This window comes from Streptomyces celluloflavus (assembly GCA_000720995.1).
In the GTDB taxonomy this organism is placed as follows: domain Bacteria; phylum Actinomycetota; class Actinomycetes; order Streptomycetales; family Streptomycetaceae; genus Streptomyces; species Streptomyces celluloflavus.
Genome location: JOEL01000135.1, coordinates 1 through 540, shown reverse-complemented (window position 1 = coordinate 540; position 540 = coordinate 1). Strand labels below are relative to the sequence as shown.

Genomic DNA, 540 nt, shown 5'->3' with positions numbered 1-540 from the left:
GGGTCTTATGTGGAGTGGGATCCGTATGAGGTGTTGGCGGGGGTGGTGGGTGCGCCTGTGCTGGAGGGTGCTGAGGTGTTGCAGCCTTTGTTGTGGGCTGTGATGGTGTCGTTGGCTGCGGTGTGGCGTGCTGCTGGTGTGGTGCCGGATGCGGTGGTGGGTCATTCGCAGGGGGAGATCGCTGCGGCCACTGTGGCGGGGATTTTGTCTTTGGAGGATGGGGCGGCGGTTGTTGCTTTGCGGGCTCAGGCGTTGGCTGGTCTGGGTGTGGAGGGGGGCATGTTGTCGGTGGTGATGCCTGTGGATGCGGTGCGTGGGTTGTTGTCGTCCTGGGGTGGGCGTCTTTCGGTGGCTGCGGTGAATTCGTCGGTGGCGACGGTGGTGTCGGGTGAGCCGGCGGCTTTGGTGGAGTTCGAGCGGGAGTTGCGGGCTCGGAAGGTGATGCGATGGCGGGTGCCCGTGTCGGATTTTGTGGCGCATTCGCGTCTGTGTGAGCCGTTGGCCGAGATGTTGCCGGTTCGTCTGGCGGGGATTCGGCCG

Annotated in this window: 1 protein-coding gene; it reads left to right on the top strand. The window is 64.6% G+C overall.

Annotation, left to right across the window (positions count from 1 at the left end):
* Nucleotides 1-540: acyltransferase domain-containing protein (locus IH09_RS36215; RefSeq protein ID WP_190233524.1), on the top strand; the 540-nt coding region annotated here is incomplete at both ends.